This is a genomic window from Microbacterium sp. NPDC077391, assembly GCF_040686955.1.
Taxonomy (GTDB): domain Bacteria; phylum Actinomycetota; class Actinomycetes; order Actinomycetales; family Microbacteriaceae; genus Microbacterium; species Microbacterium commune.
Map to the genome: position 1 here is coordinate 637,022 of NZ_JBFBMI010000001.1, position 15,679 is coordinate 652,700.

The 15,679-nt window shown below is 69.0% G+C and carries 17 protein-coding genes; 5 read left to right on the forward strand and 12 right to left on the reverse strand.

Going from position 1 to position 15,679, the window contains the following annotated elements:
• The first annotated feature begins 10 nt into the window (after nucleotides 1-10).
• Nucleotides 11-520, forward strand: coding sequence for a phosphoribosyltransferase (locus tag AB0O65_RS02850; RefSeq protein ID WP_363382911.1), 510 nt, complete (start codon nucleotides 11-13; stop codon nucleotides 518-520).
• Nucleotides 521-630: 110 nt separating this feature from the next.
• Here AB0O65_RS02850 and AB0O65_RS02855 read toward each other — a convergent pair whose 3' ends face one another.
• The 8 genes from AB0O65_RS02855 to AB0O65_RS02890 all read right to left on the reverse strand — a co-directional run bounded on the left by AB0O65_RS02855 (nucleotide 631) and on the right by AB0O65_RS02890 (nucleotide 7,247).
• The gene (locus AB0O65_RS02855) at nucleotides 631-2,154 is read right to left on the reverse strand and encodes an ATP-dependent DNA ligase (protein ID WP_363382914.1); all 1,524 of its coding nucleotides are present in this window, start codon (nucleotides 2,152-2,154) and stop codon (nucleotides 631-633) included.
• A 59-nt stretch (nucleotides 2,155-2,213) separates the two neighbouring features.
• The gene (locus tag AB0O65_RS02860; protein ID WP_363382917.1) at nucleotides 2,214-2,984 is read right to left on the reverse strand and encodes an enoyl-CoA hydratase/isomerase family protein; all 771 of its coding nucleotides are present in this window, start codon (nucleotides 2,982-2,984) and stop codon (nucleotides 2,214-2,216) included.
• A 24-nt stretch (nucleotides 2,985-3,008) separates the two neighbouring features.
• Nucleotides 3,009-4,157, reverse strand: coding sequence for a 1,2-phenylacetyl-CoA epoxidase subunit PaaE (gene paaE / locus AB0O65_RS02865; protein ID WP_363383519.1), 1,149 nt, complete (start codon nucleotides 4,155-4,157; stop codon nucleotides 3,009-3,011).
• A 28-nt stretch (nucleotides 4,158-4,185) separates the two neighbouring features.
• Nucleotides 4,186-4,683: a 1,2-phenylacetyl-CoA epoxidase subunit PaaD gene (gene paaD / locus AB0O65_RS02870; protein ID WP_071643501.1), complete on the reverse strand. Its 498-nt coding sequence runs from the start codon at nucleotides 4,681-4,683 to the stop codon at nucleotides 4,186-4,188.
• Nucleotides 4,677-5,492: a 1,2-phenylacetyl-CoA epoxidase subunit PaaC gene (paaC, locus tag AB0O65_RS02875; protein ID WP_191711994.1), complete on the reverse strand. Its 816-nt coding sequence runs from the start codon at nucleotides 5,490-5,492 to the stop codon at nucleotides 4,677-4,679. The genes paaD and paaC overlap by 7 nt, the downstream gene beginning before the upstream one ends.
• Nucleotides 5,489-5,779: a 1,2-phenylacetyl-CoA epoxidase subunit PaaB gene (gene paaB / locus AB0O65_RS02880; protein ID WP_363382919.1), complete on the reverse strand. Its 291-nt coding sequence runs from the start codon at nucleotides 5,777-5,779 to the stop codon at nucleotides 5,489-5,491. Before paaB ends, paaC begins: the two co-directional genes overlap by 4 nt.
• The gene (paaA, locus tag AB0O65_RS02885) at nucleotides 5,776-6,753 is read right to left on the reverse strand and encodes a 1,2-phenylacetyl-CoA epoxidase subunit PaaA (protein WP_313477536.1); all 978 of its coding nucleotides are present in this window, start codon (nucleotides 6,751-6,753) and stop codon (nucleotides 5,776-5,778) included. Before paaA ends, paaB begins: the two co-directional genes overlap by 4 nt.
• Before the next feature lie 74 nt (nucleotides 6,754-6,827).
• Nucleotides 6,828-7,247, reverse strand: a complete 420-nt coding sequence (locus tag AB0O65_RS02890; protein WP_363382923.1) for a pilus assembly protein CpaE — start codon at nucleotides 7,245-7,247, stop codon at nucleotides 6,828-6,830.
• 105 nt (nucleotides 7,248-7,352) lie between these two features.
• On the opposite strand from AB0O65_RS02890, the gene AB0O65_RS02895 reads away from it, so the two are divergent.
• Together AB0O65_RS02895 and AB0O65_RS02900 are read left to right on the forward strand one after the other, a co-directional pair.
• A complete protein-coding gene (locus tag AB0O65_RS02895) occupies nucleotides 7,353-9,464 on the forward strand; it encodes a DEAD/DEAH box helicase (protein WP_363382926.1) in 2,112 nt (703 codons plus the stop codon).
• A gap of 226 nt (nucleotides 9,465-9,690) precedes the next feature.
• Nucleotides 9,691-11,139: a DUF222 domain-containing protein gene (locus tag AB0O65_RS02900; RefSeq protein ID WP_363382928.1), complete on the forward strand. Its 1,449-nt coding sequence runs from the start codon at nucleotides 9,691-9,693 to the stop codon at nucleotides 11,137-11,139.
• A 102-nt stretch (nucleotides 11,140-11,241) separates the two neighbouring features.
• Here the strand turns inward: AB0O65_RS02900 and AB0O65_RS02905 are convergent, their stop codons facing one another.
• From AB0O65_RS02905 to AB0O65_RS02920, 4 genes are all read right to left on the reverse strand, one after another.
• Nucleotides 11,242-11,676, reverse strand: coding sequence for a hypothetical protein (locus AB0O65_RS02905; protein ID WP_363382931.1), 435 nt, complete (start codon nucleotides 11,674-11,676; stop codon nucleotides 11,242-11,244).
• 156 nt (nucleotides 11,677-11,832) lie between these two features.
• Complete coding sequence (locus AB0O65_RS02910; RefSeq protein WP_363383521.1) at nucleotides 11,833-12,501, reverse strand: DUF4166 domain-containing protein; 669 nt, start codon at nucleotides 12,499-12,501, stop codon at nucleotides 11,833-11,835.
• Between the two features lie 11 nt (nucleotides 12,502-12,512).
• Nucleotides 12,513-13,370: an SRPBCC family protein gene (locus tag AB0O65_RS02915; protein WP_363382933.1), complete on the reverse strand. Its 858-nt coding sequence runs from the start codon at nucleotides 13,368-13,370 to the stop codon at nucleotides 12,513-12,515.
• 181 nt (nucleotides 13,371-13,551) lie between these two features.
• Entirely contained in the window at nucleotides 13,552-13,896 is a 345-nt protein-coding gene (locus tag AB0O65_RS02920) for a hypothetical protein (RefSeq protein ID WP_363382935.1), read from the reverse strand.
• 194 nt (nucleotides 13,897-14,090) lie between these two features.
• On the opposite strand from AB0O65_RS02920, the gene AB0O65_RS02925 reads away from it, so the two are divergent.
• Nucleotides 14,091-14,660, forward strand: a complete 570-nt coding sequence (locus AB0O65_RS02925) for a helix-turn-helix domain-containing protein (protein WP_363382938.1) — start codon at nucleotides 14,091-14,093, stop codon at nucleotides 14,658-14,660.
• A complete protein-coding gene (locus tag AB0O65_RS02930) occupies nucleotides 14,657-15,670 on the forward strand; it encodes an EamA family transporter (RefSeq protein WP_363382940.1) in 1,014 nt (337 codons plus the stop codon). Before AB0O65_RS02925 ends, AB0O65_RS02930 begins: the two co-directional genes overlap by 4 nt.
• Nucleotides 15,671-15,679 lie beyond the last annotated feature (9 nt).

The window sequence follows — 15,679 nt, forward strand, 5'->3', positions numbered from 1 at the left end:
GAATGGAGCGATGACTGAGGCAGCGATCGAGCGCGAGACGCTCACCTGGGGCGGATTCGGCGATGCGACACGCGACCTGGCGCGTCGGATCATCGACAGCGGCTTCGTGCCGGAGGTGGTCGTCGCGATCGCTCGAGGCGGTCTGCTGCCTGCGGGGGCCATCGCGTACGGGCTGGGTGTGAAGAACTGCGGTGCGATCAACATGGAGTTCTACACCGGCATCGGCACCGTGCTCGACGCGCCGGAGGTGCTGCCGCCCGAGCTCGACATGGAGTACCTGAACGGACGGCGCGTGCTGCTCGTCGACGACGTCGCCGACTCGGGGCGCACGCTCGCGCTCGCCGTGCAGCTGCTGAAGGAGAAGGGCGCCGACGTGCGCTCGGTCACCATCTACACGAAGCCGTCGACGATCATCCAGCCGGACTTCGCCTGGAAGGACACCGATCTCTGGATCGACTTCCCGTGGTCGTTCAAGGGCACGGTCGTCGAGGAGGATCAGGGGCTGCCGGCGTCGGCGTGATGCGTTTCGACGCGCTGCGCTTGCTCAACGACCGGGAGTGGATGCTCAGGGGCACGGTCGTCGAGGAGGATCAGGGGCTGCCTGCGTCGGCGTGATGCGTTTCGACGCGGTCAGCCGCGCAGGAGCGACCTGAGCGACTGGATGGTGTCGGCCTCGCCGGCGCTCTTGTCAGGACGGTAGCCCTTGACCCGCGCGAATCGCAGCGCGATGCCGCCCGGATAGCGGGGTGAGCGCTGCACACCGTCGATCGCGATCTCGACGACGGTCTCGGGCCGCAGGAGGAGCGTGCTCGCCGTGCGTCTGGTCTCGAGCGCGGGAAAGGTCTCGGTCTGCCAGCGCAGCAGCTCGTCGGTGAGCCCCTTGAAGGTCTTGCCCACCATGACGAACCCGCCCGGCTCGCCGAATTCGCCGTCGGGGTCCCGTGCGCCGAGGTGCAGGTTCGACAGCATCCCGGTGCGCCGACCCGAGCCCCATTCGACGCCGAGCACGACGAGGTCGTACGTGAGGACGGGCTTCACCTTCACCCAGGACTTCCCGCGGCGCCCGGCGGTGTAGGTCGATTCGACGGCTTTGACCAGCACGCCCTCGTGTCCGGCGGCGAGGGCATCGCGCGACAGCCGCTCGGCCTCGGCCGGATCGCCGGTGACGACGCCGGGCATCCGCCACTCGCCCGTGACGCGTTCGAGCTCGGCCAATCGCACGCTGAGGGGCTCGTCGATGAGGTCGCGGCCGTCGACATGCAGGATGTCGAAGAACCACGGACGCAGCGCCAGCTCACGCGCGACGTCGGCGCCGAACCGCGACATCGTCTCCTGGAACGGCCGCGGACCGCCGTCTTCATCGAGCGACAGCGTCTCGCCGTCGAGGATCACATCGTGTGCGGGCAGTGAGCGAACAATGTCGACCAGCTCGGGCACGCGGTGCGTGACGTCGGCGAGACTGCGGGTGTAGACGCCGACCTCATCGCCGCGCCGGTGCACCTGGATGCGCGCCCCGTCGAGCTTGTACTCCACCGACGCCCGCCCGGTGATCTCCAACGCGGCGGTCGGCGTGGCGGCGGTGGAGGCGAGCATCGGCATGACGGGGCGTCCGACGGCCAGCCCGATCGCGTCGAGATCGCTCTCGTCTCCGGTGAGGGCGACGGCGGCCGTCTCGCCGAGGTCGCCCGACAGCATCGCCGCGCGACGCACGGTCGCCACCGGGCGATCCGACGCGCGGGCGATCGCGTCGATCAGCACGCCGCTGAGCGCGCCGGTGCGCAGCTCTCCCATCATCGCCCGCGAGAGCAGATCCCATTCCGCCGCGGTGCACCGCGCGGCCACCCTCTGCAGCACGCTCTGCCGTGCGGCCGTCGAGCCGGTTCCGGAGGTCTCGGCAAGGGCATCCAGCGCCTGATCGACCTCTGCGATCGTCAGGGTCGGCGCGTCCGCGTGCGCGACCTCGAGTCCGGCCAGCGTGCGCCACCCGACGCCGAGCCGGCCCTGGCGGGGTGCGGCGAGCAGCAGCCCGATCAGCGGACGCAGCTCGTCTGCGGGAGCGGCCGCCAGCAGTCGCGCGAGAGCGTCGATCTTGGCCAGGCGGGAGGACGTGGCGGCGACCTCGTCGGTCGCGGCGAGCAGCTCGGAGAGCATCATCCCGGCATCCTCGCACCGGCCGCCGATATGGATGCAGGGGGTTGCGCAGCGAGCCGGAGTCAGCGCCCGCGGAACTCGGGCTCGCGCTTCTGCTGGAACGCGGCGAAGCCCTCGCGGTAGTCGTCGGTGTCGCAGAGCGCGGCCTGCGCGGCGTTCTCGATGTCGATCGACTCCCACAGCGCCAGCCGCTCGTCGCGGATGCGGGCGATCAGCCGCTTGCTGGCGAGGAACGCCGCGGTCGCGCCGTGGGCGGCGGCGCGGGCGGCGTCCTCGGCGGCCGTGTGCACTGCCTCGTCGGGGAAGACGCGGGAGAAGAGTCCGGATGCCACGGCCTCGGAGCCCGACATGAGCCGCCCCGTGTAGATGAGGTCGAGGGTCTTGTGCGCGCCGAGCCGCTCGGCGAACAGGGCGTGCCCACCGGAGTCGAGCGTCGCGCCCAGCGCGGCGAACGGCGAGCCGATCTTCGCCGATTCGGCGACGTACACGACGTCGGTCGCGATGAGCAGGCCGAGCCCGACACCCAGACACGCACCGTGCGCGACCGCGAACGTGGGCGCGGGGAACTCCGCCATGCGCTTCAGCAGCGGGGTGACGATGCCACCGAGATAGCCGATGACGTCGTCGTCACGCGGGTCCACGGCGGAGATGTCGCGGCCGGCGCAGAACGATCGGCCTTCGCCGCGCAGGACGAGAGCGCGCACGCCGGCGCGTTCGGCCTCGTCGTACGCCGCCCGCAGCTGGCGCAGGGCCTGCTCGTCGAGCGCGTTGAGATGCTCCGGAGCGTTCAGCGTGATCCGGGCGACGTCGTCGGAGATGCGGATGTCGATCATGACGGCTCCTGGGGCGATGGGGGCTCAGACGTCGTAGTCCACGACGAGACGGTCGCTGGTGGGGTGGGACTGGCAGGTCAGCACGTATCCGCGCTCGATCTCGTCGGGTTCGAGAGCGTAGTTCTCTGTCATCGTCACGCTGCCCTCGAGCACCCGCGCCCGGCACGTGCCGCACACCCCTCCCGAGCAGGCGAACGGGGCATCCGGTCGCACGCGCAGCGCCGCGTTCAGCACCGACTCGTGTGCGTCGACAGGACTCTCGACGGTCGATGAGACGCCGTCGAGGTTGACCTCGATGCGGTACGACTTCTCACCCGCCCGCACCTCGACCCGGCGCGGTCCGCGTTCGGCGGGGGCATCGCCGGTGGTGAACAGCTCGAACCGCACGTGCTCGTTCGGCACGCCCCGCTCGGCCAGCACCTCACGGCACAGGTCGACGAGCGCGAACGGCCCGCAGAGGAACCACTCGTCGACCGTCGACGGCAGGATGAGCGAATCGAGGATGGTGCGCAGCTTCTGCTCGTCGATGCGGCCCGAGAGCACCGGGGCGGTGCGCTGCTCACGGGAGAGCACGTGATGCAGCACGAGTCGGGTGGGGTAGCGGTCTTTGAGGTCGGCGAGGTCCTCGAGGAACATCACGTCGCTGGTCGACCTGTTCGTGTACAGCAGCGTGAAGCGCGTGCTGTCGGATGCCGCGAGCAGGGTGCGCGCGAGCGCCATCATCGGCGTGATGCCCGACCCTGCCGCGATGCCGACGACGTGCGCGCCGTCGAGATGCTCGAGCCCTGATGTGAACGTGCCCTGCGGGCTCATCACATCGATCTGGAATCCGGGGGTCAGCTCGGTCTGCGCCCAGGTGGAGAACAGCCCGCCCTCGTCGCGCTTGACCGCGACGCTGAGGCTGGTCGCGCCGTCGCGCACCGGTGCCGGCGGACGGCACAGCGAGTACGAGCGGCGCACCTCGGTGCCGTCCAGCTGCACGCGCAGCGCGACGTACTGCCCGGGCAGGTAGGCGTAGTCGTCGGCGAGATCGGCCGGCACGGCGAAGGTCACCTCGACCGCGTCATCGGTGAGCCGGCGCACGTCCGAGACGGTGAGGGTGCGGAACCGGGCGCGGTGGCGGTCACCCGCCCGGTGCGGGGCGCTCTCGTCGTCGACCGTGGCAGCGGGCATCCGGAACAGCGGCATCAGATCGCCTCCATCAGATCACCTTGAAGTGGTCGAAGGGCTCGAGGCACGCGCGGCACTCGAACAGCGCCTTGCACGACGTCGAGCCGAAGCGCGACACCTCGCGGGTGTCGAGGGAGCCGCACCGGGGGCACTTCACCGCAAGTGTCACGCGGATGGGACCCTCGCGATGGGCCGCGCGGCCGGACGGCGGGGCGATGCCGTACTCGACGAGCTTGCGCCTGCCGTCCTCGCTCATCCAATCGCTCGTCCAGGCGGGGGAGAGCACGAGACGCACCTCGACGTCGGCGAACCCGTCGGCGGTCAGCGCGAGGATGATGTCGTCGCGAATGGCGTCCATCGCCGGGCATCCGGAGTAGGTGGGGGTGATGTCGACCACGACGCGCTCGCCGTCGACTCGCACGTCGCGCAGCACCCCGAGGTCGGCGATGCTGAGCACAGGGATCTCGGGGTCGGCGACGGCGGCCGCGAGGGCGCGGGCGCGGCCGGTGCGTTCGGTGGTGGTCACCATGTCGCCCCCGGATGCCGTCGGGCGAGCACCTGCATCTCGGCGAGCAGGTGACCGAACGGGGTGGCGTGCGAGCCGTGGCGGCCGCCCGCGCGGGATGCCTTCGCGTCGGGCCTCACGAGCTCGGCCTCGGCGAAGACCGTGTCGATCACAGCGTCGAAGCCGGGGTGCAGGGTCGAGGGGCGCGCGGCGACGCCGTCGAGCCGGTCGATCAGCGGCTCGTCGCGGAACAGCTCGTCGACGTACGGCCACACATCCGCCAGCGCCCGGATCATCTTCTCGCGTGAGAGCACGGTGCCGCCGGCCAGGCGCAGCACCCACTGCACGGCGTGGTCGCGGTGGTAGTCGACCTCTTTCAGCGACTTCGCGGCGATCGCGGCGAAGGTCTCGTCGGTCGATCCGCGCAGCGCCGAATACAGCTCGTACATGTACGTCGACGCGACCAGCTGGCGTGCGATGGTCTGCGCGAAATCGCCGTTCGGCTGCTGCACGATCCACGCGCAGCGGAACTCCGGCTCGTCGCGGAAGTACGCCAGGTCGTCTTCGGTGCGTCCGTCCCACGATCCGGCGTAGCGCAGCAGCGAGCGCGCGTGGCCGAGCAGGTCGAGGGCGATGTTGCCGAGCGCGACGTCCTCCTCGAGCTCGGGGGCGCGCGAGATCCACGCGCCGAGCTGCTGCGAGAGGATCAGCGCGTCATCGCCCAGCCACAGGGCGTACTCGGCGATATCCGCCGAAGCGGCGCGAGTGTCGCCGCCGGCGAGTTCGGATGCCAGGTGCAGCTCCGCGACGGAGACATGGACGTCGTCGGTCACAGGTGCGGCACCCCCTCGGACGCCGTGTAGTACACGGCGTGCCGGTAGTTCTTGCCCTCGGAGGTCTCGAAGTAAGCGTCTTTGGCGTCCGGGTCGCTGGTGGTGATGGCATCCGCCGGAACCACCCAGATCGACACTCCCTCACCGCGGCGCGTGTAGAGGTCGCGGGCATTGCGGACGGCCATCTCGGCATCCGGAGCCACGAGCGATCCGACGTGCACGTGGCTGAGTCCCCGGTTGGCGCGCACGAACACTTCCCAGAGAGGCCAGGGGGTCTGCTCGGTCATGACGCGACCTCCGTTCGCAACGCATGCTTCCGGGCGTACTCGGTGGCCGCTTCGCGCACCCACGCGCCGTCCTCGTGCGCCGTCCGGCGACGTTCGAGGCGCTCGGCGTTGCACGGGCCGTTGCCCTTCAGCACCTCGAAGAACTCGTCCCAGTCGATCTCGCCCATGTCGTACTGCTGGGTCTCGTCGTTCCACTTCAGGTCGGGATCGGGCAGGGTGATCCCGAGGATCTCGGCCTGCGGCACGAGCATCCCGACGAAGCGCTGGCGCAGGTCGTCGTTCGAGAAGCGCTTGATCTTCCACTTCATCGACTGGGCGGAGTTCGGCGACTGGTCGTCGGGCGGGCCGAACATGGCCAGGCTCGGCCAGTACCACCGGTTCACGGCATCCTGCGCCATCTCGCGCTGCTCGTCAGTGCCCTGCATCAGCGTGAGCAGGATCTCGAATCCCTGCCGCTGGTGGAACGACTCCTCTTTGCAGATCCGCACCATCGCCCGCGCGTACGGGCCGTACGAGGCGCGGCACAGCGGCACCTGGTTGACGATGGCGGCGCCGTCGACGAGCCACCCGATCGCTCCCATGTCGGCCCAGGTGGGGGTGGGGTAGTTGAAGATCGACGAGTACTTCGCCTTGCCGTCGATGAGCTGGCGCATCATCTCCTCGCGCGTGGTGCCGAGGGTCTGCGCGGCGGAGTAGAGGTAGAGCCCGTGGCCGGCCTCGTCCTGCACCTTCGCCATCAGGATGGCCTTGCGCTTCAGGCTGGGTGCGCGGGTGATCCAGTTGCCCTCGGGCTGCATCCCGATGATCTCGGAGTGCGCGTGCTGCGAGATCTGCCGGATCAGGGTCTTGCGGTACGCGTCGGGCATCCAGTCGCGCGGCTCGATGCGCTGCTCGTTCGCCACGAGCTCGTCGAAGCTGTGCTCCTCGTCGGAGGGTGCGTCGTGCACGAGGGAGAGGTCTGCGGGGCTGGTCATCGTCGACTCCATCGGTTTACTGACCGTTCGTTTGGTAATTCTCGCACGCCGGAGTCGGGCGGGCAAGACGGGTGTCAGCGCGCGCGGCGCAGCAGGGCGAGCAGGGCTCGACCGTAGGCCTCGGCGGGTTCGGGATGCTCGAAGCGCATCCGCTCCCCAGTGATCTCGATCTCGACGACGAACGCGTCGGGCAGGCGCTGCAGGGTGCGGAAGGTGCCGCGCAGCAGCTCGCGCAGCTGATCCTCCCTGGGCAGCCAGACCGCCTCCGACAGCTGCACGGCGTCGAGCGCCCACTCGGTGGTGCCGTTGAAGGCGAGGTCGGTGCCCGACGGGGTCGTGCGCGCTTCGATCGTCATCTCGCTGACGGTGAAGATGTCGGCCTCGGCCTCCAGCTCGATCTCATCGGGCAGATCGAGGGCGAAGCGATCGCCGCTGGCCGGATGCCAGATGAGACCCGTCTCGCGCAGGGCGACTGCCAGTTCGCGGCTGATCATGCCTCTACGGTAGGCGAGCGAGGCTGGTGTCGGCGGGTCTCGGCGCGTCTCGGCAGTGTTGGCGGGACCGCGGTGGTGTCGGCGGGGTGCGGCAGAGTGGAGGGCATGACCTCCACGACCTCGACCGACATCCGCGATGCCGCGCTCGCCGCGCTGCGCGAGCTGGTCGGGCGCCCCGACGCGACGTTCCACGACGGGCAGTACGAGGCGATCGAGGCGCTGGTGGCCGGGCGCCGCCGTGCGCTGGTCGTGCAGCGCACCGGCTGGGGCAAATCGGCGGTGTACTTCGTCGCGACGCTGCTGCTGCGCAGGCAGGGAGCTGGCCCGACGGTGCTCGTCTCGCCGCTGCTCGCTCTCATGCGCGATCAGATCGCGGCGGCCGAGCGAGCCGGTGTGCGCACCGTGGCGATCAACTCGACCAACGCGCACGAGTGGGCCGATGTCATCGGGCGGCTTGACCGCGATGAGGTCGACGTGCTGCTCGTGTCGCCCGAGCGGCTGAACAACCCGTCGTTTCGCGAGAATCAGCTGCCCGCCCTGGTGCGCCGGATCGGCATGCTCGTGGTCGACGAGGCGCACTGCATCAGCGACTGGGGGCACGACTTCCGTCCCGACTATCGCCGATTGCGCGAGCTGATCGCCGAGATGCCAGCCGGGGTGCCGGTGCTCGCCACCACCGCGACCGCGAACAGCCGGGTGGTCGCGGATGTGGCGGAGCAGCTCGGCGGCGCCTCGCAGGCGGATGCCGGGGTGCTGACCATCCGCGGGCCGCTGGCCCGGGCATCCCTCCGCCTCGGCGTGCTGCAGCTGCCCGGCTCTGCGCAGCGACTGGCCTGGCTGCTCAGCCACTTGAACGACCTGCCCGGCTCGGGCATCATCTACGCGCTCACGGTCTCGGCCGCGGTCGACACCGCGCGGCTGCTGCGCGAGCAGGGGCATGAGGTGCGCGCGTACACCGGCCAGACGGATGCCGAGGAGCGCGAGGAGTCGGAGGGGATGCTCAAGCGCAACGAGGTCAAGGCTCTCGTCGCGACCAGCGCCCTGGGCATGGGCTTCGACAAACCGGATCTCGGGTTCGTCGTGCACCTCGGCGCCCCGTCGTCGCCGGTCGCCTACTACCAGCAGGTCGGTCGTGCCGGCCGTGCCAGCGACAGCGCCGACGTGCTGCTGCTGCCGGGCGCGGAGGATCGAGACATCTGGCACTACTTCGCCACCGCGTCGATGCCCGATCGTGAGCGCGCCGAGCGCGTGATCGCGGCGCTGGGCGACCAGCCGCTGTCGACCCCGGCGCTCGAGGCGATCGTCGACATCCGGCGCACGCCGCTCGAGCTGCTGCTGAAGGTGCTCGACGTCGACGGTGCGGTGCGGCGGGTGCAGGGCGGCTGGGTCGCGACCGGTCAGCCGTGGATGTACGACGCCGAGCGGTACGAGCGCATCGCCGCCGAGCGCCGCGCCGAGCAGCAGCACATGCTCGACTACCAGCAGACCGACGGCTGCCGCATGGAGTTCCTGCAGCGCTCGCTCGACGATGACACAGCCGCGCCCTGCGGTCGCTGCGACAACTGCGCCGGGCCGTGGTTCCCGACCGAGATCGGCTCGGATGCGGGAGCTGCGGCATCCGGCGCGCTCGACCGCGTCGGCGTGCCGATCGAAGCGCGCCGGCAGTGGCCCACCGGCGGCGATCGGGTTGGCGTGCCGGTGAAGGGACGCATTCCCGTCGACGAGCAGGCGGGGGAGGGCCGCGCGCTGGCCCGGCTCACCGACCTGGGCTGGGGAGGCACGCTGCGGCAGCTGTTCGCCGCCGGAGCTGCGGATGCCGAGGTCACCCCGCAGATTCTCGAGGCGTGCGTGCGGGTGCTGGCCGGGTGGGGCTGGGAACGGCGCCCGGTGGCTGTCGTCGCGATGCCGTCGCGCTCGAAGCCGCTGCTCGTCGACTCGCTGGCCCGGGGGATCGCGGGCATCGGCCGGCTGCCGTACATCGGGGCGCTCGACGTCGCGAACGGTGGGCCGAGCGGTGAACCGGGCGGCAACAGCGTGTTCCGTCTCGCCGGGCTCTGGGAGCGCTTCAGCGCCGACGGGCTCGCCGTGCCGGACGGGCCTGTGCTGCTCGTCGACGACCAGGCCGACAGCCGCTGGACGCTCACGGTCGCGGCCCGCGAGCTGCGCCAGGCCGGGGCGAGCGAGGTGCTGCCCTTCGTGCTCGCGCTGCGCGGCTGAGCCCGCGGTGGTCCGCTGTCATGGACGAGCCGCGCGACGTCTTTCCGGGCGACCGGCGCTTTCGGGTGCGACGGGCCGCATGAGACAGCCCGCTCGGCGCGGCGTCTCGTGTGCGAAAGCTCGTCTCAGGGAGTCTCCTCAGCTTCCGGAAAACTTTCTCGGAAAGTTTTTCTGATCTGGGGAAAACGACGGGGTGAATGTCGGTGGCCCTCGTCAGAATGGAGGTATGAACAGCCCCGCCGATGCACTCGCTCAGGTTGCTGCCGACCTGCGCGATCTGCTGTCGGGCGACGCGCTTGCGGGGCTGTCGGATGCGGAGCGCGCGGAAGCGCTCGCGGGCCTCGGGGAGATATCGCGGCTGGCTGATGCGGGCATCGTCGAGACGGTGGCTACTGCCGACACCGAATTCGGTCATCGATTCGGATGCCGGGGCATGAACGAGATGCTCCGTCGGGCGGTGCTGGTCGACGCGCCCTCCGCAGCGCGGATCATCCGGGCGGCGGAGGCGGTGCAGCGTGAGACGAATCTGGTGTCGGGGGAGCGGATGCCGGCCCGCTGGCCCGCTATGCGCGAGGCGCTGCTCGACGGTGCCGTCGGCGTCGCCGGTCTGCTGGCGTCTGTCGCGCCGCTGGAGAGCGGGCGGGATCGAATCACTGTCGAGCAGCGGATGTGGGCCGACGCCAACCTCGCGGCGTTCGCCCGCGGTGACAACCTCCCCGGCGACCACGACGATGCCGATCACGATGATCGCGGGCAGGCGCCGCGAGCATCGGCAGACGACCTGAAGCAGTTCGCGTCCGCCCTCGCCATCGCCCTCGACCCGGACGGCGCTGAGCCGTCAGACCAGCGCGCGCAGGCGCGCCGAGGGTTCACGATCGGCCGGGTGCGCGACGGTCTCCACCCCGTGCGGGGAGGCCTCACCCCTGAGCTGGCTGCGCAGTTCCAGCTCATTGACGACGCCTACAACAACCCGAAGGTCGGCGGTGCTCCCGACACCGGCGTCCGCTTCACCTTCGACGACGACCCCTCCAGCGACGACGAGTTCAACACCGACCCCCGCAACGTGATCGATCCGCGCACCCCTGCGCAGAAGCGACACGATGCGCTCGCCGCCGCTCTCGGCATCGCCGCCCGACACAGCGAGATGCCTTCGCTCGGCGGTGCAGCCCCGACTCTGGTCGTGCACGTCGACGCCGCAGATCTGGCGGCAGGCACCGGCTGGGCAACCCTGCCCGGATCCGAGACCGCCGTTCCGCTGCACGTCGCGACCCACACCGCCTGCACCGGAGCCGTGCAGCGCGTGCTGTTCGACGAAGGCCGCATCGTGGGGATTACGACCACCGACCGCGTGTTCACCGTTCACCAGCGTCGGGCGATCGTCGCCAGAGATCAGGAATGCCTGATTCCCGGATGCCATGTCCCGGCGACCTGGTGCGAGATTCACCACGTCGTCGAACACGCCCGGGGCGGCCCGACGCATACCGACAACGGCGTGCCGCTCTGCTGGTGGCATCACCGATCGCTCGGGCAGTCGGGGTGGGAGATCCGCATGAACGGCGGCCTCCCGCAGATCCGCGGACCGGCCTGGTGGGACGCCGAGCAGAAGTGGCGCACGCCGAGACTGTCCACCCTTCACGAGCGGCGTCGCCGCCGCGGCGGCGTGCTACGGATATGAGCCGACGTCAGTCCCGGTCGGAAGCGCTGCGGGCGGCGGTCGACTTCTCGACCGCCGCCAGGATGAACGACTCTTTGCCCGCGTTGTAGTCCGCCCGCTCTGTCACGGTGGCGGCTGCCCTTCCACCGTCCACCACGCGACAGCCACAAGACAGAGACCGTCGTCTGTGTCGCGGTAGAACACGTCGCCCGGGTACTCGACGCCCGGGGCCACGCGGTCTTCGGGCAGCGACAGATTGATGCTCCACTGCGGATCGAGAGCAGCGAACTGTTCCCAGTACTCGGGAGCGAACCTCTCGGGTTCCTCGGCGGAGAGCCCTTCCCAGTCCGCGGGTTCTCGGAGTTCGGGATCTGCTCCGTTGCACACGAAGCCGCTCGCGTCGCCCTGCGCGGCTGCTTCGATCAGCCTCTCTGTGGTCGAGATCGTGGTCGCACCATCCTGTCCCCAGATGAGGCTGTCCATCCCCGCGCATCCCGAGAGCCCGATCACCGAGGCAGTCGCAATGGCGGCCGAGACAGCTCTCGTCGTTCGTCCCATGGGCTCAGAGTAACGATCCAGTATGCGGCGGCTGTCCCCGAAGCGCCCCCTCGTTCAACGTCGGCGATCGAAGTGCTGCGACGATCGGCTTGAATTCGCTCACTTCATAGGCGGACGGCAGGCCGCCGAATCCTTGACAACCGCCGTCTGGATGCGTCAGAGCCGCCGCTCGTGTCGTCGTGGCTTCAGCCGGTCCGGGGCATCGGTCGCGGGCGGGAACTCGCACGTGAACCAGCCGTCGTAGCCGAAGAGGAAGCCGAAGATTCGGTTTCGCACTTCGAGTGAGATGTGGAAGGCGCCCTCAGCCTCGTCGTAGCGCTCGTGGAGTTCGGCGCGACCCGAGAACAGCATGGGGAACCGGAACGCGATGGGCCCCTCGTAGAAGCGCTGCTCATCCGACCGCAGAACGAGGCCACCGTGCTCGTCGACTTCGAGGTGCAGATCGACGGCGAGGTGCTGGTGCGTGCCGAGGTAGTCCACGATCGTCGTACGGTCAGGGTCGAGCACCATCGTCGCGTCGAACCGCGCCGGCCGTCGTCGCGCACGATACTCGCGAACGAACGTCACCGTCTCTCGACCGTACGGGTCGAGGTACGGGTAGTTCTCGATGACGAATGGCACGTTCGCGCCGGTGTCGGCGACGAGGATGTGGCGCAGCCGACCGATCAGCAGAAACGGAACCGTCCACCATGGGCCTCGGCGGATTCGGCTCATGGTCCCGCGTCCGACGCATCCGTAGCCGTTCGCCACCGAGACCCCGAACCGCTGCTGCATCATGGGATGCAGACGTGCGAAGGCTTCGTCTCCGAGCGCTGCCCGGAACATCGGAGTGCCGCTCACGAGACGCTGACCTTCTGCAGCGTCTGCGGAGCATCAGCCATCGCGCCGTCACGCGGTGGGACGGTGCGACACCGCGAGGCGCGGGGTCTGCCCGAATGCCAGAACCACACGACCGACAGCAGGGGCCACCGATTCGGTTCTTCGCCGCGCTCGGCCCAGATGCGCAGTCGGTCGAAGCTCCATGCGGTCATCCAGAGGATCGCCGGCCGCATCACCAGATCGGCGACCCGTCCCCAGCCCGGCTGATAATCGTAGCCGGTGATGAATCGCACGCCCTCGGCGGTCGGCACATACCGCCAGTACCCGCGGCCGCTGCGCAACGGCGACAGGCGGTCGTCGGTCGAGAACGCCAACGCGGACGTGCGGATGCCATCGTCGCGGGTCTTCTCTCCGAGCGACACGCCCTCGCCCCGGATCACGTGCAGCGGCAAGGCCCGCTCGTACCGGAACCGCGACCGGCCCGCCGAATCAGAGCCGGTCGGCTCGATCCTGCTGAAGCGCAGGTCCCACCGCGGATGGAGGTCTGGATCCTGCGTCAGCGCCCAGATCGTCTCCACATCGGCTCGGATGAGCACCTCGACATACAACGCCTGCGACCGACGCATGCTCGACCCCCGACTGCTGTTCGCCGACACTCTGACACCCGACGCTACACGGGACGTCAGTCGCGGTCGGGCCGGATGCCGCGGAACTCCACGTCTCTGACCGAAATGCTGGATGCGACTGACTTTCGCCGGCTCGGCGAGCTTTCTGTCGATGAGTGGACCTTTCACATGTCTGTCGTCTATGGCAAGACCTTGGCGAGAGAGGATTGGCAAGCCATCGAGGCCGCGCGAGTTCGTGAGTTCCAGCACTGCGTGAGCGAAGTGGTGTCGGACGTCGAGCTCGTCTCATACGTCGGAGGGAAGGAGCACCGCGAGATCATCCGGCTCGGTCACTGACGTGCTTGATGCCGACGGATGCTTTCGGCGAACCACAACTGACGGAAGCGCCCCGGGCGGGAGCGGGTGGAAGGGATCCGCGCACACTCGGGAGTCATGCAACATCGGGCCGGATGCCGCGGAACTCCACCGGGTTGCCCTGCCGGTCGTGCGTGATCGCAGTGCTGATCGTCAGGTCGACGCCGGGAAGCAGTGGCACCCGGCGCGGGCGCCCAGAGCCGCCTCCCGACACCGAACCGCCGACTCTCACGTCAGAAGCAGTACGGAAGTCGACTTTCCGGCCCAGCACTGCCTCGAACTCCTCCTTCTCATTTGCGATGAGTCGCAGCAGGTTCTCCGTCAGCGTCAGTCCTGAGAAATCGATGACGAACTCACCTGAGCCGGGTTCAGCGTCGGCACGCCGAACCCCTGAGAGTTCGGAGGATCGAGGGGTGGTCACCCTTCGATCGTCACATGAGCGGTGCAGAGATCGTGGGGTGACGGTCCGAAAGGCACCGCAACATGGTCTGGCCCCTCAGCCACGAGAACAGTCGCCACGGGCGCGGTTCCTTCGCAGGCTAGGTGACCGCGGCTCGCGAGCTCCGCTAACGCAGCTGCTCTAGGTAGACTGGTCTACCTAGGGAGGGGTGGCGCATGCCTGATGAGGTCACCGCACGCACGAGATTGTTGGACGCTGCGGCGCGTCTGTTCTACGCGGACGGGATCGCGGCCACGGGGATCAACGCGATCATCGCCGCGGCAGGGGTGGCGCGGATGAGTCTCTACAACAACTTCACATCGAAGGACGAACTGGTGCTGGCCTACATCGAGGCCCGCCACGAGGAGTGGCTAACGCTCTACACATCGCGAGCCGAGGATGTTGCTGATCCGAAGCAGAGTGTTCTCACTGTCTTCGATGCCTACATCGATCACGCGGAGCTGGGGTACGACCACGGTTTCCGCGGGTGCGGGCTGTTGAACGCTGCGGCTGAGCTGCCGGTGGGCTCGCCCGGTCGTGATGCGGTCCGACGCCACAAGGAGCAGGTCGAGCAGATCCTGTTCGATCACCTGAGCGCACTAACCTCGCCGTCTGAAGCTCGCGCGATGGCGGAGCACTGCTCGTTTCTTCTCGAGGGTGCGATGGCGCGCGCCGGGCTCGAGAGCAGCTCTCATCGACTGGAGCACGCGAAGAAGCTCGCCGCCCGCATGATTGGCGCTCGGTGAACCGGGGGCGTCTGGTCGGAATTGCGGCGATCACGGTCACGTCAGTGCTGTGGGGCACGACCGGAACGGCGGCGACGTTCGCACCCGGTGCGGGTCCTCTCGCGATCGGGTCGGCAGCGTTGGGTATCGGTGGCCTCCTGCAGGCGGTGATCGCCGTGCCCGCGCTGCGAGCCGAGCGGACGGCGCTGTGTGCCCAGCGATGGATTGTGATCATCGGCGCGGTCGCGGTCGCGATCTATCCCCTCGCCTTCTATAGCTCCATGCACTCCGCCGGGGTCGCGGTCGGCTCGGTTGTGTCCCTCGCGTCAGCTCCGCTCGCCTCCGGAATCCTGGAGAGGGTTGTGGATCGACGACCACTGAGCCGATGGTGGATGCTCGCCGCGGCGCTGGGAGCGATCGGCAGCACGCTTCTGTGCGTAGCCAAGATCGAGGGCCGGACCGGCTCGGCATTCGACACGGTTCTGGGCATCGCGCTCGGTCTGGTAGCCGGCATCACCTACGCCACCTACTCCTGGGCATCACACCGGCTGATGAGCGGAGGCATCAGCCGAGGAGCATCAATGGCTGCCGTATTCGGCGGTGGTGGCCTTCTCCTCATACCGGTCCTCGTCCTCACCGGCGCCTCGCTTCTCGACTCCGGTCAGAACATTGCAGTCACCGCGTATATGGCGCTCGTACCGATGTTCCTCGGATACCTGCTGTTCGGATACGGCCTCACCAAAGTGTCAGCAAGCACCGCCACCACCGTCACCCTCACCGAACCCGCTATCGCGACAGTCCTTGCCGTCCTGATCGTCGGTGAGCGTCTCACCGCTCTCGGATGGGCCGGCCTCGTCGTCATCGCGGGTGTGCTCGTCATCTTGGCTCTCGCACCCACCAACGCCGATCCAATCTCGGATGCCGCCGAGATCAGCCGTCGACGCTCGCCTGAATCAGCCGCCCGGGCGGACAAGGCGCAGACCGAGGGCGGCAAGCCCGCCGTCGACGCGTCCGTTGCTTCACCACGCTGACCGCCGACC